This is a genomic window from Listeria cossartiae subsp. cossartiae (assembly GCF_014224155.1).
Classification (GTDB): Bacteria; Bacillota; Bacilli; order Lactobacillales; family Listeriaceae; genus Listeria; species Listeria cossartiae.
This window is the reverse complement of sequence record NZ_JAASUI010000001.1, coordinates 688,179-711,971: the sequence shown is the minus strand read 5'-3', so window position 1 is coordinate 711,971 and position 23,793 is coordinate 688,179. Positions and strand designations below refer to the sequence as shown.

Sequence of the window (23,793 nt, the reverse complement as noted above, 5' to 3'; positions counted from 1 at the left end):
GAATATTAATTCTGCGCTTACGGTTTTATTTATCTGTTTCGTTCTCTTCTTCTTTTTTCTCTAGTTCTGGAATCAGCACTTCTTTTTCTTCTTTTGGTTGTTCTTTTGCAGCTTCTTTTTCCAGTTCATTTAATTGATCTTCCATCGAAGCTTTTTCTGGTTTCTTGAAATTTTGTTTTTCGCGTTCGATAATTTCATCTACCATTGTCGTAAAGTTTTGCGCTTTATCTTTGATGATTTCTTTACTTTTCTTTGTTTTCTTTTCCAGTTCGTCCATAAGATCATCAAATGATTGAGAAAGTTCTTTGTTCATATCGGCTTTTTTCTCTGCTTCTTCGGCTAAATCGCGTTGCTTTTGTGCTTCATGGTAGTCGCTAACACTGCCCCAGCTCATATCATGGATAACTTTGTCCATTTTTTCGGATGTTTCGGTTGCATTTTTTTCAGCCATTTCCGCTAAATGTTGTGTTTTTAGGTTTTTCCATTTTAAGCGCATTTCGTGCATGCGTAGTTCTAATTTTTCAAGTTGTTCGGAAGCTTGGTCGTAGTGGCCTTTCGTAGCTTTTAATTGTTCTTCGTATTGAGCTACTTCTTCTAAAGCGAATTCAGCTAGTTTTGTTTCACCAGCTTCGTTTGCAATTTCTGCTTGACGACGGCGTTTTTCCACATAAACTTCCATTTCTTTATATTCTTTATAGAAAAGGGATTTTAGTTCGCGTTGTTTTTCTACCATGCGTTCTGCGTCTTTCATTTCTTGTTTTGTTTTATCCATATAGTAACTTACTGAATTGCGACGTTTTTCTTCACGTTTCTCGATTTTTTCACTAACTTCTTTATTCCATTGTTTCATTTTTTCAAAAAGGTTTGCCATTTTTTTCTCCTCCAATTATTTATTGTATGGGTAGTCGAATACATCATCATTTTTTCTTGGTTTATTTTTATTTCTAGTTAGGAAGTAAATGATTGCTCCGATAATTGCGACAACCAGAATTCCTTTTAAGTTAGCTAGAATTATTAAGGCACCCACGCCGATTAGAACACCATAAATAACTTTTTCGCTTACAGATCTTGCTTCAAGTAATTTCTTTAGTGACCAAAAACCGAGTACTGCGCCAATAGTTGCCATGATTGCTGGCCATAAGACGATAAGTATCATCGCTATTAGTAAAACAATTAATACGCCAATGAATATTGCTCTCATGCGTCTACCTCCTAACTTCCAAATGTAGCTGAATATTTTCTTTTATTACTGTACCTATCATAACGCTATGTATCAAGTATAATAACCCGCTGTAGAAGGAAATTCACCTACAACTTGAGCCCTATTGTCTAACTACAGGATAACATATATCTACTATAATAAGCAGTTTTTTACGAATATAAAAACAGCTTGCTTCCCGCATAACGCAAGATACAAACTGCTTTTCGTTTATTTTACTTTTTCTTCATATTGAATAGAAGAAACGCCACCTTCTGAAATCATGTTGTTCTCTTCCAGCTCTGTTTCCAAAATTTCTTTGTCCTCATAACGTGTTCGAATATCATTTACCTCATCAAAAGGGGTAGGCGGCATTTGCTTTTTCACTACATAAATTGCTGCACAGGCTAAAACCCCAGCGACCCCAGCGACAGCTCCGGCAATAATTCCTACTTTATTTTTCACACTATCAACCTCCTCTTGAAATCCACTATTTTATTCCCTAAAAAACGGCCAATAAAACAAAAACGAGCTTGAAAAATTCAAGCTCGTTCCAAATTATAATCCTGAAAAAGTGCTCTTAGGTTTGCGAACAAAACAAAGAATTGCTGCGACAATCAGTAGTATCGCAGGAATAAAAGTAATCAGTGCAGTTGAAAGTAGCGAAACAATGCCCGCTGCTAAAAATAAATAGCCCGCAAAGACTGGTTTTTTATTTTTCATTATGTAGTAAATACCAAATCCGCCAAGAGCAAGCGTAATCAGTCCGCCTGTTAATGTAGTCCAAGATAATATTTGTACAAAATTTAGCACACGGTCAGGGTCAGGAATTTCACTTTTCGAAATGTCCCACTCTGTCATTGTTTGGTAGTAATTATTATAAAATATCGTTAAACCTTCTTTTCCTTTTGAACCACTTGTCATTAAAAGACCTATAATAGCAATCGATGCTTGTGTCAGTACACTAAAAATAAGACCTATAATAGCGAGTACTATCTCACCAGTTCGTTTAATCATGTAAAAATGCCTCCGTTTCTTCGCTTATTTTTCCAGTATACTATATGTTTTCATGAGAATAAACTATTAAATTGTTAGAAAAAGAGGACCAATCGTGCGTTTTGCTTTAAAAAAATGTATAATTTGTTCATAACGAAATTTAAAGGGGCGTAAAATAATGCTAAAGCGCGTGTTCTTCTCCATTATCTTACCATTAGGCTGTTTAGTTGGAGCTATATTTATTTTACTTACAATTAACACGTCATATCCAAAAGCAGCCAACGATGCCATTCCGACCATTTTTATTCATGGTTATCGCGGGACAGACCGTTCACTTCATGGAATGATACGTCGCTTTGATCAAAAATATGATTGGGGCACAGAATCATTAACTGTCAATGTAAGTCCAGATGGCGATATTTCTACAACTGGAACTTATAATAAAAACGAAAAAAATCCGCTTATCAACATTGTTTTTGAAGATAATCGGGCAACACTCCCCCAACAATCCATGTGGACAAAAAAAGTCATGTCTTACTTACAACAAAACTACGACATTAAAAAATTCAACGCGGTTGGTCATTCGATGGGCGGCGGCGCTTGGGTAGCATATTTAGCAAGTTATGAAAAAAACAAATCCTATCCGCAAGTAAATAAAATTGTTTTCCTTGCCGTACCATTTTATCCGGAAGAGTATGTTAACGGTGATCAACAGGTGGATATTAAAAACGCCAATAACGTCCATGCAAAATTTGCTGAAAAAATGGCGAAAGTTTTGCCCAATAATACAGAAATTATGATTATTGGCGGTAATTTGGAAGATGGATCGAATAGTGACGGCGAGGTAAAATTAGATAGCGTCCTATACGGTGAAAAATTATTTGCACATCAAAAAGTGATTACACATGTCATCAAAGGACCACAAGCAACGCACAGTAGCATGCATGAATCTACTGTCGTTGATAAATACGTTGGCCAGTTTTTATGGGGAGAGAAATAAATATTAAAGGATGTTTCGAATGAAAAAAGTTATTATTGCCATTATCGTTTTAGCCATTATTGTAGCTGGCTTCTGGATAATTTTCCTTCAATTTGAACCGACTAAAAAAGCAGCCAAAGAACCTACTATAACAGCAAATAAAACAACGAAAAAAACGGTCAATCCCGTTTCTGAAATTGCGATTCCTACGCTTTTTGTCCATGGCTATTCTGGAACCGCGAATTCATTTGGCGGAATGATTAACCGCCTTGCCGATGAGGGCGATGTGACAAAATCGCTCGTAATGACTGTAGCAGCAGACGGAACAGTAAGCACAGACGGTAACTACGATAAATTTAGCAATAACCCAACCATTCAAGTTATTTTTGAAGATAATAAGAGTTCGATGGATAATCAAGCACAGTGGATTCAAAATGTGATGAAAGAGTTAAAAAATAATTATCATATCGAGAAAGTTTACGCAGTTGGTCATTCCATGGGTGGCGTCAGTTTAACAAGTTACATTGAAAAAGTCGGTAGTGACAAAGCCTACCCTATTCTTGAAAAACTTGTTTTAATCGGATCACCGCTTAATGGATTAGTTATTGGAGACGATGGCGTTACGGCCTATGACCTTACAGATAAAGGGCCCAAGCAATCCTCCGACCGTTATAGCGAATTTATGAAAAACAAACAAAAAATCCCTACTCATTTACGTGTGCTGAATATTGCAGGAGATACTTTAGATGGAACGAAAAGTGACGGCAGTGTTTCTGTCGCGAGTGCATTATCCGGCAAGTTCATTTTCGAAGGTCAAGCAGAGAGTTATAAAGAAAAAACCTTCACTGGAAAGAACGCCGCTCATAGTAAACTCCACGAAAACACGGACGTCGATGAGGAAGTAGCCAGCTTTTTATGGGGTAAAGAAAAAGTAGATTAAGCTTATTGCCTAATCTACTTTTTTCTTGCGCCCAAATATGGTTCGTTTCTTTAAATCATCGGCATTTCTCACTTCCAAAATATCTAGTAAGAATACGAAGACTGGGATTCCGACAATCAGTCCCCACACGCCAAAGAACGTTTCTGAGAAAATCAAAATAATAAATGTATAAAATACTGGTAAGTTCGTTTTAGATGACATTAGTTTTGGATTTAAGATATACGTTTCAATCGCGTGGACGATCACAACTGTAATTAAAATATAAACAACATCTTGGAATCCGCCGACAGTATAAGCTATGAGTACTAGCGGAATACAGGAAATAATCACCCCAGCAACAGGAATTAATCCAAGTACAAACACCATAATCGATAAACTAAGCAACTGCGGGAAATCCATCAAATATAAAGCTATCGTTGTGATGACCGTATTTACTAATGCAATCATTAATTGAGCTTCTAAAACAACCCCGAAAGTCGCCACAAATTTCTTTCCAAAAAATGCTGCTTCTTTAAAAATAAAACCAACTTTACTCGTCATAAATTGTCCGGTAAAAGATGTCACCCGCTCTTTTTCCAAGGAGAAAAACAAGCTGAGGATTAACGCTAAAAAGAAGGATAATCCAACCGACCCGATGCCAGAAAGTGACGCAATAATAAAATCAACGCCAGCTTGTAAATATTTTTGAATGTTAGATTCTTTTAAAAACCCAACAATCCACTGCACAATCGTATTATCACTAGGATTATTATAGATTTTTACAAGTGAATCTACTAATTGGGAAATTTGATCAATTAAAATCGGTAAAAAATGGACAATCGCAATATATAAAAATATTGCTACTAACGAATACAAAACAATCACAATTAATTTTCGTGGTATTCGTATTCTTTTTAAAATAACATTCTCTAATCGTGTCACTAAAAATGCAAAAATGAAAGTTAGTAATATTAAATCAATCATGCTTCTGAGTAAATATAAAACGATGCCTAGCAGGATAAACACTAGCACCCGTCTGGCCGTGTCATTTTCTTTTAGCTTCTCTAACCAATTCATTTCGTCACCTGCCCTTTTCTTCCTTCATTTTATCACAAATTAGTAAAATAAGGTTTACAAAAAAACGATTCTTCTGTAAAATAGAACCAATCATCCTACCTTTAGAAATGGAGTGACAACATGGTAGAAAAAATTGAACGAAAATCACTGGCAGAACAAGTTTACGATCAAATAAAGGCTGAAATCACGAGTGGTACTTGGAAAATTGGGGAACGTATTCCGAAAGAAGCTGACTTGATGGCGGAGTTTGGCATCAGTCGCAACACGCTACGTGAAGCTATTCGGGCCTTGGCGCATATTGGTTTGCTGGAAACAAAGCAAGGTGACGGCACTTTTGTTCGAAATAATAGTGAGTTACATGCGATTATGCAAAAACGCGTTCGCGAATCGTCTGTTCAAGAAATCCTTGAAATTCGGCATGCGCTTGACCGGGAAGCTGTTATTCTAGCTTGTGAACGACGCACGAAAGCAGATTTAGAGACAATGGAAAAATATCGGCAGCTGTGTCATGTAGCGAATGAAAACAATGATGTGGCAGCTTTTGTGAAGGCAGATTCCGCGCTTCATTTAGCGATTGTGAAGGCGGCTCATAATGATTTGTTGTTGGATATGTATGGAAATATTTTAGAAGAAATACAATTTTCGATTACAAGTACGACGGAAATGGACCCAGCAGCCAATCAACATGGTGGGCATGCGACACTTGTATCAGCTATCGAAAAACGAAACAAAGAACAAGCGGCAAATGAAGTTACAGAGTATATTACTCTTTTCAAACGAATTGCTGCCAAGAATGGAGAAAATAAATGAATTCAGATTTAACCAATAAAAAAATCCTTACGCGTTCGAGTAAGGTGATGCTTATTATAGGAATTATTTTAATTGCGGCGAATTTGCGGACGCCTATCACTTCTGTTGGTCCGCTACTTGGAATGATTCAAAGCGATTTACATTTGACGAATACGATGGCTGGGTTGCTCACGACGATTCCACTCCTTGCTTTTGCGGGGCTTTCACCGTTCGTTTCGAAACTAAGTCGAGCGCTTGGTATGGAAGTATTAATTTTTGTGGCGCTTTTGACGCTGGTGATTGGTAGTTTGCTTCGACCGTTTGGTGGCGAACTTAATTTATTTGCTGGGACATTTCTAATTGGGCTTGCGATTGCGGTCGGGAATGTTATTTTGCCTAGTTTAATTAAGAAGGAATTTCCGTTTAAATTGGGATTGATGACTGGGATTTACTCGATTTCGATGAATTTATGTGCGGCACTTGCGGCTGGATTAACGGTTCCAATCGCGATGAATAATCGTTTTAGCTGGCATGGAAGTATGGTTTTTTGGGCAATGCTGGCAGTTTTAGCATTAGTTATTTGGCTGCCGCAGTTGAAATTTAATCAGCGTAGCACAGAGAAAGTCGCGACGCATTTGGTTACTACTTCGGTTTGGAAATCGCCACTAGCTTGGAAAATTTCGTTATTTATGGGTTCACAGTCGGCGATTTATTATATTTCGATTGCTTGGTTGCCGAATATTTTAGCGGATCAAGGATTATCTAGTACTTCTAGTGGTCTGATGCTTTCATTGATGCAGTTTGCTGTTATGCCGATTACGTTTATTATTCCAATTATTGCTGGACGAATGAAAAATCAGCAGCTACTTGTGGGTATTTCGGTTTCGTTATTTTTGATTGGGATTTTTGGAATCATGTTCGCTTCCGGTAGTGTGGCGATTTTGTCAACTGCGATTATTTTATATGGGATTGGTTCGGGGATGTCGTTTAGTCTTTCGATGATGTTCTTTAATTTGCGAACAACAAGCGCGACTGAATCAGCGGATTTATCTGGAATGGCGCAATCGATTGGTTACTTATTTGCTGCTTCCGGTCCGATATTATTTGGGACATTACACGATACGCTTGGTAGTTGGCAACCAACATTGTATGTTTTAATCGGTATTACGCTAATTATGTTGTATTGCGGCCTAGATGCTGGACGCAATAAATTCCTCTTCCCGCCGAAAAAGTGATTTTTACGCACAAAAAAACTAGTGCGGAAAAAGGGAGTAAACCGCACTAGCTAAAAGGGAGTTTGGGATTTTCATTCTAAAAAGGGAAAGAAATGAAAATGTTTTGCTTGTTGTTAGCTTATACATATAATAACTTTTCAAAAAAAGAATGTGCTGAAAGAAAGATGATAATTTCATGAGAGTTTAAAAAAGTTTTTCTCAGTTTCTTTCTCTTAGTTTCTCTAGCTTTTCCGCAATCCGTTTTTTCATTTCGTCTGTTTCTTGGGGCTGTTTTACTATTTCGTTTGTTTCTGAAATAGTAACAACATCCCCTTCTTTTATGGCTGAATCAAGCTTTTCTTGGTCTAAGAGCCATTCTTTGTGGTCAGGTTCTAGTAGAAAAACTGCTTTTCCATCTTCTATCCGATCTAAAATTGCTTTTTTCACCCTAATCACCTACTTTGTTACGGCAATGCCTTGTTCTTTAATTTGGCGCACAATGCCATCGCCAATGCCGTTAATTTTTTTTAAGTCATCTATGGATTGATATGGTCGTCCTGCAATAATTTTATCTGCAAGCGCGGGTCCAATAAGTGGTAATAGTTGTAAGTCTTCACTAGAAGCTGTATTTAAATTAATACTTTTCGGTAATTCTTTGGAGCTAGCATCTTCGGTTTTTTGAGTACTCCGCTCTTTACCGTAGCTGCTACCTGATTTTGGGGTACCTTCTTTTTCCGTTTGAACATGAATTTTTTCGCCATCAGTTTCGATAATAACTGTTCCGTTTACATCGGTTCCGTATGTTTTAATATCGCGCTCTTTCAGCCATTCTAGTACTTCCACATGAGGATGTCCATAACTATTTGCTTTCTCAGCGGAGTAAACTGCCACTTGCGGTTTTACTTTATCTAAGAAAAATGGCTGATTAGATGTCGATGAGCCGTGGTGCCCTAAGTCTAAAATATCTGCTTCTAAATTGGCGCCACTATCGACCATTTCTCTTTCACGACCTTTTTCGGCATCGCCTGTGAAAATTGCGGAAATGTCTTTATAAGTCATTTTTATTGCGATAGAATCGTTATTCGCTTCGTTTTCCAATTTATCAGGGCTGAGAACTTCTATATTAAATGGTCCAAAAGTGGCTTTTTCGCCGCGTCTTGGCTCTTTATATTTCGCATCTGAAGCTAGTGCTGCATCGATTACTTTTTCATAAATGCTACTGGAAAAAGTTAGTCCGTCCATCCAAATTTCCTTTGGTTTATATGTAGCAATTACTTTGTCAGCATTCCCAATATGGTCTGCGTGTGGGTGGGTTAGCAAGAGCAAATCGATTTTCTTGATATTTGCTTCTTTTAAATACGTCAAAATCCGGTCATCATCTTGCCGGCCGGTATCAATTAAAATCGTCGTGCCATCCTCTGCCTGGATTAATGTGCTATCCCCTTGGCCAACATCGAAAAAGGTAAAACTTGCACCATTTAGAGTTTTTTCGGTGATATTGGATGTTTTTGTTGGTGATTCTGAAAAACTACAACCGCTTAAAATAATCGCGATTAAACTTATACATACTACTAATTTTTTTGTCATCTTTCTCCTCCTGCTCTCTTAGTAGAATAGCAAAGGAAGGCGAAACAGTAAAGTTTTTAAAACAAAACCGCCTGGAATCAAATTGATTACACGCGGTCATTTATGTTGGATTCATTTCACTTTTTCTTTAAAGGAAAAGGATACTTCTTCCGTTTTTGGCTCATAGTCGATTTTCCAGTCGTGGTCTTTGAAATACCAATAATCATGATCTTCAATGAAGAAAATTAAGTCTTCTTTTTTCTCAGCGACTGCTGCTTCTTGCGGTTTTTCGGCAGTTAAACCGATAGAGAAACCAGGATGCAAGGAACTGTTTGAACCACCATACTTGGCAAAAAGTCGAATTCCATTACCATTAGCGACATCAAATTCATCATGAAACCATTTATTTGCTTGGTCCGTTACCTCGATATTCATACTTTTCACTCCTCGTTTCCATTTTTTGTGCCTAATGCTTATTATTCAAGAATAGCAGATTTAACAGTGAATTTCATTTTTTCTGCTTTTGTTATGAAGATAATATACCTCTTTCTATGATGCTTCAAACCACATTGTGTTAAAACAAACGAAAAATAAGAACATTGTACTATAACAGATGTAGCGCAAAAAAACTGTGTAAGCAAAATAGCCTACACAGTTTTGGATTTATTTTATTCTAATGGTGCTTTTCCTAGGAATGCTTTGAACATCCAGATATGTTTGTCGATGCTAGCTTTGAAAGCAATTAGCATATCGTTTGTTACATTGTCGCCTTCTTTGTCAGTTAGCTCAATGCCTTGTTGATATTCGTCTCTAAGTAATTCCAGCGTACCAACTAAGTCTTCCATTAATTGATCCATTGTTTTTGGTTTAGTATAAGGAGCTTCTTCCACGCTCGCATTTTCTAAAAACTCTTTTAAAGTGGATAGTGGGCTTCCACCGATTGCTAGTAAACGTTCTGCTACTTCATCCATTTGTTCGCCGAATTCGCTATATAAATCATCCATTTTTTCATGTAAAGTGAAGAAGTTGTGGCCTCTCATATACCAATGAATTTGATGAATTTTTACTGTGAATACGTTTAAATTCGCTACTTGGTGATTCAAAAATTCCTTTGTGTCTACTGAGTTGATTGTTTTCATAATTATCTTCCTCCTATTTTGTAATGATTATCTCTTAATAATAAGTATAATCTATTTCCATCACAATGTCTAGTGTGGAAACCATCACAAAGTATTTACCACGGATAAAATTTCTTAAACATCTATTACTGTTTCCTCATTATTTTTCTCTTCTTTTATGATAGAATAAAAAAGAGATTTACACAACTAGGAGGCCCGAGCTATGGAAAATTATTCTCACCGCTTTCAGGTGAACTTGGCTGGTATGATTGATATTCTTTCTAACCACCTTTATGACGAAAAAGATGTTTATATTCGCGAATTGTTGCAAAATGCAACCGACGCCATTCGCGCCCGAAAAAAAATAGATCCAACTTTAGAAGGTAAAATTCATGCTTCCTTAACTGGAGACATTAACGAAAAAACATTAATTTTAGAAGATAACGGTATCGGTTTAACAGAAGAAGAAGTTCACGCTTTTCTTGCTACTATCGCTAATTCTTCTAAAGGCGAAAAAAACTTTGATGGCGAGCGCTCTAATGACTTTATCGGTCGTTTCGGAATTGGCTTACTTTCTTGTTTTATCGTGAGTGATGAAATTGTCATGATTTCTACTTCCCAAAAAGACGGCGGTACAACTGAGTGGCGTGGAAAAGCGGATGGTACTTATTCCGTTCGAAAAATAGAAACCGATACTCGCGAACCTGGCACCCAAGTGTATTTACGATTACGCGCTGGTTTAGAAGACCATCCGGAATGCGAGGAAGTCGAATATTTAATTAATACATTGAAAAAATATGGTGCTTCTTTGGAAAGCAATATAATAGTAGAAATAAATGGTTTAGAGGAAGAAATAAATAACTGGACTAAACAGTTTTCCGATAAAGAAACCTTATCTAAACTTTCGAAAGAGCAAATTATTCAGTACGGCGAATATATCCTTGGGACGCATTTCCAAGACTATTTCTTAATTGAAAATGAGTCAGGAAGAACGTTTGGGATTGCTTATATGATTCCTCATGCTGTGCAAATGAATGCTATCCGAAAAAATACGGTATTTTTAAATAATATGTATGTCACTAGTGAAGCAAATAATATTTTACCAGATTGGTCGTTTTTTGCTAAATGCGTGATTTGGACGGATGAGCTTCAACCTGTCGCCTCTCGTGAAGCGTTTTATAAAAACGAGCGATTAACTAGTGTTGCTGATGAGCTTGGCGTTGCTTTGAAAAAAGGAATTGAAACTCTTCCAGAAGAAGCGCTAATGAAATTATTAGCTACACATTATCTTGGTTTTAAAGCACTTGCGAGCGAAGATGCGCCATTTTTAAAATTGATTTATCCTTATCTTCCTGTTCGAACTTTGAATGGCGAAGAAAAACTAGGTGATATTATCGCTAAAAATGACGTCATCTATTACACATACTCGGTCGATGATTTTAGACAAATTAAAGATATTGCGAGATCAAGCGGCATGACACTTATTAATGGTGGCTATTCCTACGACTCGCCAATTTTAGCGCAATTAAGTTACTTTGTGGAGGGCACAGAATTTGTTTTAATCCAGCCGGAAGAAATGACGGATAAATTACGTCCTATGACAGCGGATGAAGAACAAGCTTATCAACCTATTTTGACAGAAATGAATAGTATGATGGCTGAGTTTGACACCGATGTACTAATCAAACATTTTGAGCCGAAAGATTTACCGATTATTTTCATACATTCTACGGCAACACAAGAGTTACGCGAACTAGAACGCGCTGTGGAAGAAACAACTTCCGTATTTAGTGATATTTTAGAGAGCATCCAAAAAGAACAAGAACCAGCACCGCTTGCTCACTTATATTTAAATTTAGATAATGAATTAATTAAACGGCTTTTCAGTTCTGAAAAAACGGTGGATGAATTATCAGTCATTGTGAATGTTCTTTATATTCAAGCCCTACTCTTAGGTCATTACCCGCTGAAACGAAAAGAAATGAAATTAATGAACCAAAATATGCTTAAAATCTTAGAAATGCTATAGGAGGAAGAAAAATGGATTATTTGAATGATTTAGAATCAGTTTGGGGAATGGATGACACGGCTGAAAAAATAAAAGTATTAGAACGAATTATCGCTGGTGCAGATTTGTATAACAATATAGAAGATGGCATTGAAGCACGTGATATGTTGATTGACACATGTTTAACAGCTGGATTTCCGAAAAAGCAATTACAGGCTTTTAGCTGGTTAATCAAGAAATGGGAAGATGAAGATGGTGATGCTTACATTGACACAGAAGATCTTTTTTGGAAGTATAAATGGATTAGCGAACATGTCCCGACTTTTGATGAAGTATCGAAAGCGCAAATTGACGGACTTTTAAATGATATGAAAGTAAAATTCGAACAAGAAGGTTATTCACTACGACCTTACTATAAAGTGTGTACCCTTGCGGCAATGCGGATGGGTGATGCGGAAAAAGCCAAAGAGCTATTTGAAAAGTGGAGCAATACGAAAGAAGATTTTTTAAATGATTGCCCTGCTTGTGAGCGACAAGACCAAATACATTATTATTATTTCGTAAAAGATTATGAACAAGCAAAGAAAAAAGCGAAACCAATTATTAAAGGAAAACAGCGCTGCGCAGAGGTTCCTCATTTAACATACGGTATTATGTCCCTTACCTATTTAGCACTTGGCGACACGGAAATGGCACAAGAATGTTTTGATAAAGGTTATCCACTTGTAGAACAACAAAGTTCCTTAATTCCACCACTTGGCCAATTACTTAGGTATTTAGTAGCTACTAATCAAACCGAAAAAGCACGTGAAGTCATTGATACCAACCTAGAAATCGTTCTTCAAGCCGAGGGTGGATTAGACCGTCTTATTTTCTTACAAGCTGCCTATCCTATTTTCGACCGGGAAACAGAAGCAGATTTGGTGGAAATGACGGAAGCTTTAACAGCGAAGTTTGATGCGCGTAATGGCAATAGTTATTATCAAGATCTTTTGAAATAATTTTATGGAGCATAGTTAGGAAATCCGCCTAGCTATGTTCTTTTATTTGCGCTAACTTGCTTTTTTTAGGATAATACAGGGAGGAGTTGAAGACGATGACTATTTGGGTAGAAAATGGGCAAACAGGTGCGACCGAGCAAACTATTCAGGAAAAAGAAACCGAGCTTGGTTTGGTTTTGCCTTCTGAGTATAAACAATTACTGTTGAAGCAAAATGGCGGATTGATTCGCAAAAATCAATTTCCGACTACGGAGCCAACTTCTTATGGGCTTGATTTTGCTGAAATTTATTATTTGGCTAGCTTGGATGAATTAGTAACGGATATTCCGGAACAAAAAGATGTTGACCTTGCGGGAAAACAAGTCTACTTCCACCGGGATGAATCGCGCTATATTGGCTTTTCTTATCCAGATGATGCGACCTCGCCAAGTATCATTTACGTAGATTTTGAAACGTTACAAACACTTATAGTTGCCGAAAATATGACGGATTTTTTAGAAGCATTATATTTTAGCCCTTTTCCAATCGATTTGGCAGAACAATTTCCAATAAAAAAATTAGAACAAATTCTCGCTTCGAGTAATGTGCAAAAGACAAAGCAATTGCTAGAGTTATTAGAAGATTATCCCGATAAAAAATGGTATTTAGAGACCTTAATTGGCTTATTTAAAAAACAAGAAATCCCTTATAATTTAGTCGCATATAGCTTATTTGAGAATCAATTGCTTTATTTCCGGAGAAAGCTCTCCCCTGACCTTGTGGAGCAGATTTTCGCGATACTTCGAGCTAGCGATGGAATAAATCAAGAGGCTAGTGCTGCTTTATATAAAGAATGGAACTAAGGAGGAATTCAATTGGTTAAAGTTGTTTTTGTGTGTTTAGGAAATATTTGTCGTTCACCAATGGCGGAGGGACTTTTTCGTAAGGTAGTAGCAGAAGCCGGTTTAACGAATGAAATCGAAATCGATTCTGCTGCGACGGGTACGTGGAACTTAGGAAAACCGCCTCATCGCGGAACGCAAGCTGTTTTGAAAAAACATGGTGTTGATTATCAGGCGATGCGTGCTCGGAAAATTTCCGATGCAGATTTTAAGGAAGCCGATTTTATTATTGGGATGGATCAGCAAAATTTAGCGGATTTAAATGAACTTAACAGCAACCCCGATGTAGTGATTCGGTCGCTGATGTCTTTTGTTCCTGGGCAAGAAGATAAAGATATTCCGGATCCTTATTATACTGGCGATTTTGATGAAACAGAACGGATGGTAACGGAAGGTGTGAAGGCACTTTTAGCGTTTATTACACAAAAATAATAGTTAATATGTTTAAAGACTGGGCTTGCGGGAATATATAACAGTACAATCAAAAGTTCAGAAAGAGGTTTTTTACATGTTAGGAATTATTTGGGGAATAATCGTTGTTTTATTAGCGGTTTGGTTACTTGGAATTATTTTCCATATTGCGGGTGGATTAATTAATATCTTGCTAGTAATCGTTTTAATTCTCGTTATTTGGAATCTAATTCAAATGGCTAGGAATAAAAAGAAATAAATGAAAAGAGTGGTTCGACGCATTATTACAATGTGCCGAACCGCTCTTTTTATTTTTGATTTAAATGTTGCTTTTCTAAAAATGCTTTTAAGTCCAGTCGGCTTGTTCGTCCGAGTCCTCGTGCGATTTGTTCGGACCAGCCTTCGACGCGTTTGCCTGCTGTTCTTTCGTGATAATAGTTTTTTATTTGTTCATCGTATTCGGCTAAAATAGTTGGGTTCATTTTTTGATAGGTGTTTTCGTGATAAACCAACTCTTGCGGCAATCTTGGTTTGGCTTTTTCGCTGTCTGCAACTGGATGACCAATTGTTAAGCCGAATAGCGGCATGGTGTATGGTGGCAAATCCAAAATTTCAGTGATTTGTTCGACATTGTTGCGAATTCCACCGATGAAGCAAATGCCAAGTCCTAGTGATTCTGCAGCGATAGCCATATTTTGGGCGGCAAGCGCAGCATCGATTACGGATACAAGCCATTTTTCGGAGGTTTCAAGTGCTTCTGTATTTACTTGATGTTCTTCTAAAATCGCATGATGTCGCGCTAAATCGGCCACGAAAATAAATAATTGTCCCGTTTGTACGGTATAGGGTTGGTTGCCCGCAATTGCTGAAATTTGTTCGCGAAGTGTTTTATCTGTAATTCCAATGATGGAGTATGCCTGAACAAAGCTGGATGTAGATGCGGCTTGTGCGCTCTTGATAAGTAAGTTCAACTCTTCTTCCGTTAAGCCTTTATCTTCAAATTTCCGCACAGAGTAATGTCCTAGAATCGCATCGATCGCCTGATTCATCCTAACTCCCCCTTAGTCTTGAAATATTTTCCGATCATAATTTGGTTCTTGTAGAAGCGCGCCGAAACTTTGCTGACGTAATGCTTCATAAGCTAAAATTGCCGCTGTATTCGATAAATTCAACGAGCGAATATGGTCTGTCATCGGAATTCGTAAACAGTTTTCTTCATTGTCTTGTAAAAGTTCATCTGGCAAACCAGTCGTTTCTTTTCCGAAAACGAAGAAATAATTTTTGTTTGGATCGCTATAGTCAACGTCGCTATAAACATGGCGACCAAATTTGGTAATGTAGAAAAATTCTCCGCCGGCATTTTTCTCAAAAAATTCATCTAAAGAATCGTAATAGGAAAGTTTGACGTTATCCCAGTAATCGAGTCCCGCGCGTTTGAGCATTTTATCGTCGGTTGAAAAACCAAGTGGACGAATTAAATGTAAATAAGTATCTGTTCCAGCACATGTTCTGGAGATATTTCCGGTATTGGCAGGGATTTCTGGTTGGTATAGTACGATATGATTTGGCATTTCTTTTCACCTGGTTTCTTTTAATTTGGTATAGCAGTTAATTCTTGTAGCACTTGTTCGTCTTGTTCGGTTTGAAGCGCCATTTGGACAGCGGCTTCGGCTTCTTCTCCGCCGATTTTACGTAGCGCCCAGCCGGCTGTTCCGCGGATAACTGGCCTCGGATCATTTTGCAAGCAGTCGATTAAATCTGGTACGGCTGTTTTATCTTTGTAGCGCGCTAAAATAATAATAGCATTACGCTGGATTGGCTTCTTGCCACGCCACGATCCTGCCATATCACCAAACTGCTCTTTGAAAGCACGATTGGAAATATGTAAAAGTGGCTTTAATTCCGGGCGAACAAGTTCCGGATCAGGCTCCATTTCTTCGTGAAAATGAAAATCATGACCGCGATTATAAGGACAAACAACCTGACAAGTATCACAACCATACAAACGATTATGCAACACTTCGCGATATTTTTCATCTAGAAAGTCTTTTGTTTGGGTAAGATAGCTTAAACAAATTTTCGGATTCATTTTACCCTCACCTAGTAAGGAACCTGTAGGACAAGCTTTAACGCATTGGTTACAGCTGCCACACAGGTCGCTTGCTGGCGTATCTGGCTCAAATGGTATATTGGTTATCATTTCGCCTAAATAGACCCAAGAGCCGTATTCTGGCGTTATTAGCAAGGTGTTTTTCCCGCGCCAACCAATGCCAGCCCGTTCCGCCACAGCAACATCCGATAATTCTCCGGTATCTACCATCGATTTCATCCGCACATCCGGTAACCTTTCGCTTAAAAATTGTTCCAGTAGCGCTAATTTTTCTCGTAACACGGTATGATAATCGATGCCCCAAGAAGCTCGCGCGAAAACGCCACGTCTTGCTTCTTTTTTGCTTACCGGTGCTTCTTTTAATTTAGACGGATAGGCTAGGGCAATCGCGATAATCGACTGTGGTTCTTTGAAAATTAGCTCCGGATAAACCCGCTCATCGATAACCGGATGCTCAAACCCCGTAAAAAGATCTAATGCCTCGGCTTCCAGTAACCGTTCTTTTAAAAATAAAAAAGGGTCTGCTGTCGTGAAACCAATTTTTTGAATGCCAATTTCATGTGCATAGGCAATTAGCTCTTCTTTTAAACTTGCATAATCCGCTTCTGGCTTCACTTTCCTCATCCCCTCTCTCCTTATTTTCAGGCAATAAAATAAACGCAATGCTTCGCTTAAAAAGGTCGAAACACTGCGTTGATAACAGGATTTATAAAAAAATATAAAGCGGGTGATGGGAATCGAACCCACGACAACAGCTTGGAAGGCTGTAGTTTTACCACTAAACTACACCCGCACGGTAAGTAGTTCTTAGTGTTTTAACAACTTTTATATAATACCATTCTATGTAAGTTTTGACAAGACTTTTTCCGAAATTTCTTTCCAAAAAAAAAATATCTCGTTTATTTCCAAATTTATTCACGTTTTTTTCATATTTTGTCCCTAGAATAAAAGGTATTATCTAATGGAAAGAAGTGAGGAATATGAAGAAATGGCTAAAACATTGGGATTTTTATTTTGTCGGGATTATTGTTATTGCTATCTTTTTTAATTTTTATGGGATTTGGAATGATGACACGGTAAATCCTTATTATACAGCTGCCGTGACAAGTATGGTGCAAAATTTTCATAACTTTTTTTACGGAGCTTTTGATCCTGCTGGTTTTATTACGGTGGATAAGCCACCTGTCGCGCTTTGGTTGCAAGCGATTAGCGCGCTGATTTTTGGTGTGCATGGTTGGAGCGTTATTTTGCCGCAAGCTTTAGCAGGTGTTGGTTCGGTGATTTTGCTTTATGTGCTCGTGCAACCGAGATTTGGTGCTTGGGCTGCAAGAATTACAGCGCTCATCATGGCACTTACGCCGATTGCGGTAGCAGTGACGCGCACGAATAATATGGATGCGATTCTGGTATTTATTTTATTACTGGCAACCTATTTCCTTTTTAAAGCAGTTAATCGTGCGAAAATTGGCTGGTTGTTGCTGGCTTTTGGATTGATCGGCGTCGGGTTTAATGTGAAAATGCTTCAAGCTTTTATGGTTGTTCCAGCATTCTTACTATTTTACTTTATTGCAGTAAAATTAAGTTGGCGAAAAAAGCTTATTCAATTAGTCATAGCGCTTATTTTAATGCTTGGCGTATCTGTTTCATGGGCTGTCGTGGTAGATCAAACAGCGGCGTCAGAACGGCCTTATGTTGGTAGTAGTCAAACAAATTCGGTGCTTGAGCTTGCATTTGGCTATAACGGCATGGAGCGGCTGCTTGGGCAGGAAACTGGGACGGGTAATGGCGGTGGCAATATGGAAATGGCTGGTCCACCTAGCAACAACACAACTGACTCGAGTGATGCGACACCACCAACGCCTCCAAGTGGCAATATCCAAGACGGCGCGGATGGCGGTGGAACTCCCCCACAAGGTAACAATGGTACGCCACTAACTGGCGGTCCTAGTAAAACTGCAAATGGCGGGACAGGGTCGAAAATGACTGGTAGTACTGGCATGTTTGGTACAGGAAATGCTGGGCCGCTTCGTCTATTCCAAACCGCGCTTGGTGATCAAATCAGTTGGTTTTTACCGCTGGCTATCATCGGTATGTTAGCGATTTTCCTTGCTTACCGAAATGAAAACAAACGAATTTATCAATTGAACTCTAAACAAAAGGAAATGGTTTTCTGGGCAGCATGGCTTGTTCCGGTCGCTGGCTTCTTCAGTATTGCTGGATTTTTCCATCATTATTATTTAATCATGCTAGCTCCACCAATTGCCGTACTAAGTGGTGCTGGGCTAGTGGCACTCTTCCGTCTCTACATTGATAAAGAGAACTGGCAAAAATTTCTATTACCAACGACGATTACGCTCACTGGGGCCCTTCAAGCTTTCTTTGTAGCTAGTTACTTGCCGATTTTAGCGGCTATTATCGGGATCGCTGCACTCGCGGTTTCTATTTTGCTAATTGCAATTAGACAATCACATACAAAACTCGCTGCGAAAATAACGGCGCTTGCCTTAGCGATTTTACTTATCGCGCCAACTTATTGGTCCTTGACGCCGATTTTATACGGTGGGAATAGTTCTTTGCCGGAAGCTGGACCGCAATTAAAACAATCCAGTGGTGGCGGATTTGCTGATGCTTCTGTGGATAGTGGTTTGATTAGTTATTTGCAAAAAAATAATACTGGCGAAACGTATTTATTTGGCACAACGGACGCAACGACAGCTGGGCCCTATATTATCAAAACGAAAGAAGCAGTTATGGCGCTTGGTGGCTTCAACGGGACAGACCCAACACTTACCGTCAAACAACTAAAACAAATGATTCAATCCGGCGAAATAAAATATTTTTATCTTCCATCAAATAGTAAAGCTTCTGACTCAGATGTGGTAAAATGGATTCAAGAAAATGGTACCGAAATTGACCAATCAGAATGGAGCAGTTCCTCTTCCACGGACGACGATACGACTTCAAGTGCTTCTCAAAATACACGAGGAGGAGCTCCCGGAATGAATGGATCTGGGGAAGGAACGCTTTATCAATTAAAATAATTCCTTTGAAAATGAAGTTCATCGTCAAAAATGTTAAAATCCTGGTTTAAAACTAGGATTTTAACGATATTCAAGCTGTTTTATTAGCGCTTTATCATTTTTATGTGAGAAAATAAAGTATGTTGTTAAAGACTACAGGAGGCTTGCTTATGACATTTTGGCAGGATATGATGAATTTCTTTTCTTATGATAACTTAATGTATTGGCTAAGTGAATATCGGAATTTAGGTCCACTTTTAGCTTTTTTCTTACCATTTATTGAAGCGTTTTTACCATTTTTACCATTTATAGTATTCGTTGTAGTAAACGTCAATGCCTACGGACTACTCGGCGGTTTTTTAATATCAGTAACAGCAGCAATTGCAGGTAGTTTATGTGTATTCTTACTCGCCCGAAAATTTGGGCAGACCCGATTTTTACGATTTATTTCGGGTCATAAACAAATCAAACGTGTAATGGAATGGATTGATAGACACGGTTTTAGTCCGATTTTCATTTTACTTGTAATGCCTTTTACACCATCTTCGGCCGTAAATATCGTTGCAGGTCTTTCTAAAATAAAAGTATATCAATTTATATTAGCGCTTGTAGGTGGAAAGTTGATTAAAGTTTTTGCGATTAGCTATATCGGCTATGATTTCGTCGACTTAATTCACCAACCGCTCAAACTAGCCATCCTAGCTCTTTCCGTCGTCATTTTATGGTTTGTCGGAAAACGACTAGAACGTTGGATGTCAGGAAAAAATCTCAAATAAAAAAAAGGAAAGTACGCTCCATGCGTACTTTCCTTTTTTTAATAAAGTAAATCTAAAAATTCCTCTTTTGTAATATTGCCAAAGTATTCTTTGACTTCGATATCCGCCAAAGCCTCAGCCAAAGCTTCCCGTTTGTAAGTTGTATTAACTAATTTCTCTTCGATATCCGTTACATTTTTCACGCCAAAAAAGTCGCCGAAAATCTTGATATCGGTAATAATCCCTTTTTGCACATTTAAGCGAACATCTACTGCGCCAACGGGGAAACGTTTCGTGCGTGTTAAGTCAAATTTGGGCGATTTCCCGTAATTCCAATCCCAATTGCCATAACGTTTAGCAGAAATTTCGTGGATTTTTTCCCAATCTGCTGCTGTTAATTTGTATTCTTTCACGTCTTCTACTTTATCCACACCAAAAATGTAAAGTAATAGCAAATCGCGGAATTCTTCGGTCGTCATGTCTTGATCCATAAAATCAGAAATATTCGCTACACGACTTCGAACAGATTTAATACCTTTTGATTCGATTTTATCTTTACGTGGTTTTAATGAGGCAGCAACGTTATCTAAGTTTAAATCGTACATTAACGTCCCGTGTGAAAACATTTTGCCTTTCGTTGCGAATTGGGCATTTCCGGACACTTTGAAACCATCAATCAACAAATCATTGCGCCCTTTTAGTTCAGCATTTACGCCTAAACGTTTAAGAGCTTCCACAATCGGTTGCGTGAATTTCGCGAAATTATGAAAAGACTCGCCATCATCTTCTGTGATAAAACTGAAATTCAAGTTTCCTTCATCATGATACACCGCGCCACCACCGGAAAGTCTGCGCACAACAATAACGTCATTTTTCTCGACATATTCTGTATCAATTTCTTCCACAGTGTTTTGATTGCGGCCAATAATAATCGATGGCTTATTGATGTAAAACAACAGCACCGGCTCATCTAGCTTCAATTCCGTTAAAATAAATTCCTCCACTGCTAAGTTAATACGAGGATCTTTTTCATTATTATTATCTACAAAATACATACCCCTACCCCTTTTCTTCTATATTAAAATGTTTTCGTCAAGCCTTTTGATGCGAGCGCGATTTCTCCGGTGTAAATGGCTGCTGCTTCTTGTTTCAATACTTCTAAATCGCCAACTTCTGGTAAATGGCTTAGTAATAATGATTTCACATTGGCTTCTTTAGCAATTTTTGCGACCTCTGTGCTTGCCATGTGGACTTTCGTTTTCCCTGCTAATTCATGGAAAAAATTTGTGTCGGTTACTAATAAATCGGCACTTTTTGCAAAAGGAATAAAACTGTCTTGATAAGCGCTATCTGCGGTGTAGACAAAAACTTTTTCGCCGGCTTCAATCCGCATTGCATAACAAGGCACTGGATGAACAGTTTTTAAGAAAGTGACTTTAAACGGTCCAATTTCAAGTGTGTCATCCGCTTTATACTCGATTGCTTTTGTTACGTCTGTCATTTCTAAAAAAGAATAGCCACGTTTATCTTCTTTATGCCCATAAATTGGCAAGACTGGCGGTTTTTCCTTTTTTTGTGATAGTAGTCGAATGTGTTGCAAAATCCCTACGTCTGCTACATGATCTGGATGGTAATGAGAAATAATTGCCGCATCAATATCATCAGGATCAATATAATTTTGCATAATAGAAACAGCACTTGCTCCCACATCAATTAATAGCTTGAATCCAGCTTCCTCCAGCAAATAACTCGATGTTCCCTCATTCGCTACCGGATAGCCACCCCAATGTCCAAAAACGGTTAGTTTCATCACTGCACTTCCTTTCTCAAAGTAAACCTCTTTTATATGATACAACATTTACAATAAAAGGAGAAATTATCCAGAAAAAATGCTACACTTAGAAAGCACCTTTTTAAATTTACAGATGAGGATGATCAACTATTGAATTATTTTAAAAAGTCCGGCCTATGTTTACTCATTATCGCGCTGTTCGCTAGCTTACTGACTGGTTGTGGTAGTGATGAAAAAGAAAATTCCACAACAGGTAATGGTCTATACGCCAAAGAAGAACTAGTAAAGTATAACGATTATGTAAAACTAAGTAACGCTATTAACTATGATTTTGTAAACGCACGAGCGAATTATTTCAAAAGTTATTCCGCTGACAATGGTGATTTTAAAACACCGAGCAATAACGATATCTTAACACCTATTAGAAATCCCGCTGAAACAACCAATGCCCTTATTGCGATGAAAGATTCCTTGAGTAAAACATCTTCACTTCCCATGGATAAAGATTTCAAAAAACTTTCCAGTGAGATAACAAATGAAATCCGTATACTAAATGAATTACAAACTTACTTCACTTCTAAAAGTTATTTGGATGATAATTATGCCAAAGCGGCTACACTCCACAAAGAATTAACCAATTCCATCCAAAATTCGAATAAAGAAATACAATCATTCAACGAAGAAATGCAAAAACTAAACACCGCACAACAAGCTTTCGCGGCAAAAGAAATGGAAAAATCTGGCAGTCTAACGTGCCTAGCTTTAAATAATTTTATTTCGGCTAGTGAAAACCTGATTGCTGAACTACGCAATCAACAAATAGCTGCAACGAACGTAACGGAGCTAGATATCGCCGCTTACGAAAAACAATATAGCCATTTAACAAAAACTTATGAGGCATTCATCCAAGCAAGTAAAGATGAAACGCAACTAGAAAAAGAAAAATTAACGAGTAATGACCTTGTTTTCTTAGTAAAAAAAGTGACTAGCACCAAAGCAGAAGCGACGTTACTACTTGACCGTGCAAAAAAGAAACAGGCTATTCCTGAAGATGAGTTAAAAAATCCCATTTTCATTGAAACAATAGAAGGAACGCCAGAAAAATTACTAAAGGAATACAATGATTTAATTAGTGATTATAACACCTCGCTTTCTTTCCATAAAAAATATCCCCGCAGAATAAATTCTGTGGGGATTATTTTTATTTACTAGGGAAATATTTATCCTCTAGTTCTTTTGTTAGTTTTTCGGTTTTCTCTAGTTCACCGACTGCGACAAATCGTTTCGTTGTTTCGGTCGGCTTATCACATGTAATCAGTGTCACTCTAGCGTCTTTCGTATTATCAATAACGCTTACTTCTGTTTCATCAATTGTTTTTGTTTCCGTAACTTTGTATTCATATAAGTTTTCAAGATCCGTTAGGTAAATCTTGTCGCCTTGTTTGACTTTCATGATGGGGCCAAATAGCATCGATTCATTGCGCATATGGTGTCCCGCGAGTGGATAATTACCTTTACCCATAACTTGATCAGAACGCATAGTTGTCGCACCGGCAAGCAAGTTAGCTGTATTTGTTCCTTTGAATACGAGTAGGCTCACGTCCACAGATGGAACGGAAATCGCACCGACAACGGCATCTTTATCATAATTTGCTGCTCCTTGAAGAACAGACGTCATAGATGGTAGTTGCACACTTTCAAAATCAAATGTAGCGTCTTTTTTATTATTTTTCTTTATATCTGATGCATTATATTGCTCGATTGTTTCATGTCCACTCATGTATTTCACGATACCATTTTTGATGAATGGGGAAAAAATTAATAGTAAACCGATGATTAAAATAATTATTGCTATTGTTTTCTTTAACATATAATTCCTCCTTGTAACTATTTTATTATATAGTAGCTCTCCCTTTGAAGCAAAGAAAATTAGCAACTTGATCGAAGTATTTTCTTCAC

At 37.8% G+C, this 23,793-nt stretch carries 27 protein-coding genes and 1 tRNA gene; 12 read left to right on the top strand and 16 right to left on the bottom strand.

The genetic code is table 11. From position 1 onward, the window contains the following. Window positions 1-25 precede the first annotated feature (25 nt). The 4 genes from HCJ30_RS03655 to HCJ30_RS03640 all read right to left on the bottom strand — a co-directional run bounded on the left by HCJ30_RS03655 (window position 26) and on the right by HCJ30_RS03640 (window position 2,215). Window positions 26-871 carry a PspA/IM30 family protein gene (locus HCJ30_RS03655; RefSeq protein WP_185391019.1) on the bottom strand — a complete coding sequence of 282 codons (846 nt, stop codon included), beginning with the start codon at window positions 869-871 and terminating at the stop codon, window positions 26-28. Between the two features lie 15 nt (window positions 872-886). After that, window positions 887-1,201: a lmo0954 family membrane protein gene (locus HCJ30_RS03650; RefSeq protein WP_185391018.1), complete on the bottom strand. Its 315-nt coding sequence runs from the start codon at window positions 1,199-1,201 to the stop codon at window positions 887-889. Between the two features lie 228 nt (window positions 1,202-1,429). After that, the gene (locus HCJ30_RS03645; protein ID WP_185391017.1) at window positions 1,430-1,663 is read right to left on the bottom strand and encodes a hypothetical protein; all 234 of its coding nucleotides are present in this window, start codon (window positions 1,661-1,663) and stop codon (window positions 1,430-1,432) included. A 93-nt stretch (window positions 1,664-1,756) separates the two neighbouring features. Then, a complete protein-coding gene (locus HCJ30_RS03640) occupies window positions 1,757-2,215 on the bottom strand; it encodes a DUF4064 domain-containing protein (protein WP_185391016.1) in 459 nt (152 codons plus the stop codon). A gap of 157 nt (window positions 2,216-2,372) precedes the next feature. Here HCJ30_RS03640 and HCJ30_RS03635 point away from each other — a divergent pair, with 157 nt between their 5' ends. Together HCJ30_RS03635 and HCJ30_RS03630 are read left to right on the top strand one after the other, a co-directional pair. Continuing rightward, window positions 2,373-3,194: an alpha/beta hydrolase gene (locus HCJ30_RS03635; RefSeq protein ID WP_185391015.1), complete on the top strand. Its 822-nt coding sequence runs from the start codon at window positions 2,373-2,375 to the stop codon at window positions 3,192-3,194. Window positions 3,195-3,213: 19 nt separating this feature from the next. Beyond that, complete coding sequence (locus HCJ30_RS03630) at window positions 3,214-4,113, top strand: alpha/beta hydrolase (RefSeq protein ID WP_185391014.1); 900 nt, start codon at window positions 3,214-3,216, stop codon at window positions 4,111-4,113. Between the two features lie 9 nt (window positions 4,114-4,122). Here HCJ30_RS03630 and HCJ30_RS03625 read toward each other — a convergent pair whose 3' ends face one another. Next, complete coding sequence (locus HCJ30_RS03625) at window positions 4,123-5,169, bottom strand: AI-2E family transporter (RefSeq protein WP_008947332.1); 1,047 nt, start codon at window positions 5,167-5,169, stop codon at window positions 4,123-4,125. A gap of 120 nt (window positions 5,170-5,289) precedes the next feature. Here HCJ30_RS03625 and HCJ30_RS03620 point away from each other — a divergent pair, with 120 nt between their 5' ends. After that, window positions 5,290-5,979, top strand: a complete 690-nt coding sequence (locus HCJ30_RS03620) for a FadR/GntR family transcriptional regulator (RefSeq protein WP_185391013.1) — start codon at window positions 5,290-5,292, stop codon at window positions 5,977-5,979. Next, window positions 5,976-7,193: a CynX/NimT family MFS transporter gene (locus tag HCJ30_RS03615; protein ID WP_185391012.1), complete on the top strand. Its 1,218-nt coding sequence runs from the start codon at window positions 5,976-5,978 to the stop codon at window positions 7,191-7,193. The genes HCJ30_RS03620 and HCJ30_RS03615 overlap by 4 nt, the downstream gene beginning before the upstream one ends. 198 nt (window positions 7,194-7,391) lie before the next feature. Here the strand turns inward: HCJ30_RS03615 and HCJ30_RS03610 are convergent, their stop codons facing one another. The 4 genes from HCJ30_RS03610 to fri form a co-directional block, all read right to left on the bottom strand. Beyond that, window positions 7,392-7,619 (bottom strand): DUF3006 domain-containing protein, encoded by a 228-nt coding sequence (locus HCJ30_RS03610; RefSeq protein WP_185391011.1) that lies wholly within the window; start codon window positions 7,617-7,619, stop codon window positions 7,392-7,394. A gap of 9 nt (window positions 7,620-7,628) precedes the next feature. Further along, window positions 7,629-8,759 (bottom strand): MBL fold metallo-hydrolase, encoded by a 1,131-nt coding sequence (locus HCJ30_RS03605; protein ID WP_185391010.1) that lies wholly within the window; start codon window positions 8,757-8,759, stop codon window positions 7,629-7,631. Window positions 8,760-8,870: 111 nt separating this feature from the next. Beyond that, complete coding sequence (locus HCJ30_RS03600) at window positions 8,871-9,173, bottom strand: HesB/YadR/YfhF family protein (RefSeq protein ID WP_185391009.1); 303 nt, start codon at window positions 9,171-9,173, stop codon at window positions 8,871-8,873. Window positions 9,174-9,406: 233 nt separating this feature from the next. Next, entirely contained in the window at window positions 9,407-9,877 is a 471-nt protein-coding gene (gene fri / locus HCJ30_RS03595) for a non-heme iron-binding ferritin Fri (RefSeq protein WP_008947326.1), read from the bottom strand. A gap of 202 nt (window positions 9,878-10,079) precedes the next feature. Between fri and HCJ30_RS03590 the strand changes: the two genes are divergently transcribed. The 5 genes from HCJ30_RS03590 (at window position 10,080) to HCJ30_RS03570 (ending at window position 14,416) form a co-directional block, all read left to right on the top strand. After that, complete coding sequence (locus HCJ30_RS03590) at window positions 10,080-11,885, top strand: HSP90 family protein (protein WP_185391008.1); 1,806 nt, start codon at window positions 10,080-10,082, stop codon at window positions 11,883-11,885. A gap of 11 nt (window positions 11,886-11,896) precedes the next feature. Beyond that, the gene (locus HCJ30_RS03585) at window positions 11,897-12,865 is read left to right on the top strand and encodes a hypothetical protein (RefSeq protein WP_185391007.1); all 969 of its coding nucleotides are present in this window, start codon (window positions 11,897-11,899) and stop codon (window positions 12,863-12,865) included. A gap of 95 nt (window positions 12,866-12,960) precedes the next feature. After that, complete coding sequence (locus tag HCJ30_RS03580; RefSeq protein WP_185391006.1) at window positions 12,961-13,707, top strand: SMI1/KNR4 family protein; 747 nt, start codon at window positions 12,961-12,963, stop codon at window positions 13,705-13,707. Window positions 13,708-13,719: 12 nt separating this feature from the next. Then, complete coding sequence (locus HCJ30_RS03575; RefSeq protein WP_185391005.1) at window positions 13,720-14,178, top strand: low molecular weight protein-tyrosine-phosphatase; 459 nt, start codon at window positions 13,720-13,722, stop codon at window positions 14,176-14,178. Between the two features lie 76 nt (window positions 14,179-14,254). Next, complete coding sequence (locus HCJ30_RS03570; protein WP_008947320.1) at window positions 14,255-14,416, top strand: lmo0937 family membrane protein; 162 nt, start codon at window positions 14,255-14,257, stop codon at window positions 14,414-14,416. 49 nt (window positions 14,417-14,465) lie between these two features. Here HCJ30_RS03570 and nfsA read toward each other — a convergent pair whose 3' ends face one another. The 4 genes from nfsA to HCJ30_RS03550 form a co-directional block, all read right to left on the bottom strand. Next, window positions 14,466-15,206, bottom strand: coding sequence for an oxygen-insensitive NADPH nitroreductase (nfsA, locus tag HCJ30_RS03565; RefSeq protein WP_185391004.1), 741 nt, complete (start codon window positions 15,204-15,206; stop codon window positions 14,466-14,468). Window positions 15,207-15,218: 12 nt separating this feature from the next. Continuing rightward, a complete protein-coding gene (trmL, locus tag HCJ30_RS03560) occupies window positions 15,219-15,728 on the bottom strand; it encodes a tRNA (uridine(34)/cytosine(34)/5-carboxymethylaminomethyluridine(34)-2'-O)-methyltransferase TrmL (protein ID WP_185391003.1) in 510 nt (169 codons plus the stop codon). 20 nt (window positions 15,729-15,748) lie between these two features. Further along, a complete protein-coding gene (gene queG, locus HCJ30_RS03555) occupies window positions 15,749-16,891 on the bottom strand; it encodes a tRNA epoxyqueuosine(34) reductase QueG (RefSeq protein ID WP_185391002.1) in 1,143 nt (380 codons plus the stop codon). A 98-nt stretch (window positions 16,892-16,989) separates the two neighbouring features. Further along, window positions 16,990-17,060 (bottom strand) — tRNA-Gly (locus HCJ30_RS03550). A 187-nt stretch (window positions 17,061-17,247) separates the two neighbouring features. On the opposite strand from HCJ30_RS03550, the gene HCJ30_RS03545 reads away from it, so the two are divergent. After that, entirely contained in the window at window positions 17,248-19,308 is a 2,061-nt protein-coding gene (locus tag HCJ30_RS03545) for an ArnT family glycosyltransferase (RefSeq protein WP_185391001.1), read from the top strand. A gap of 149 nt (window positions 19,309-19,457) precedes the next feature. Beyond that, entirely contained in the window at window positions 19,458-20,063 is a 606-nt protein-coding gene (locus tag HCJ30_RS03540) for a TVP38/TMEM64 family protein (protein WP_008947315.1), read from the top strand. Between the two features lie 38 nt (window positions 20,064-20,101). Here HCJ30_RS03540 and lplA1 read toward each other — a convergent pair whose 3' ends face one another. Next, window positions 20,102-21,097: a lipoate protein ligase LplA1 gene (lplA1, locus tag HCJ30_RS03535; RefSeq protein ID WP_185391000.1), complete on the bottom strand. Its 996-nt coding sequence runs from the start codon at window positions 21,095-21,097 to the stop codon at window positions 20,102-20,104. A 23-nt stretch (window positions 21,098-21,120) separates the two neighbouring features. Beyond that, window positions 21,121-21,852, bottom strand: coding sequence for an MBL fold metallo-hydrolase (locus HCJ30_RS03530; RefSeq protein WP_185390999.1), 732 nt, complete (start codon window positions 21,850-21,852; stop codon window positions 21,121-21,123). A 132-nt stretch (window positions 21,853-21,984) separates the two neighbouring features. Between HCJ30_RS03530 and HCJ30_RS03525 the strand changes: the two genes are divergently transcribed. Beyond that, window positions 21,985-23,046 carry a DUF3829 domain-containing protein gene (locus HCJ30_RS03525; RefSeq protein WP_185390998.1) on the top strand — a complete coding sequence of 354 codons (1,062 nt, stop codon included), beginning with the start codon at window positions 21,985-21,987 and terminating at the stop codon, window positions 23,044-23,046. On the opposite strand, the gene HCJ30_RS03520 is transcribed toward HCJ30_RS03525, so the two are convergent. Beyond that, complete coding sequence (locus HCJ30_RS03520) at window positions 23,036-23,704, bottom strand: class A sortase (RefSeq protein ID WP_185390997.1); 669 nt, start codon at window positions 23,702-23,704, stop codon at window positions 23,036-23,038. The genes HCJ30_RS03525 and HCJ30_RS03520 overlap by 11 nt on opposite strands. Window positions 23,705-23,793: the final 89 nt, after the last annotated feature.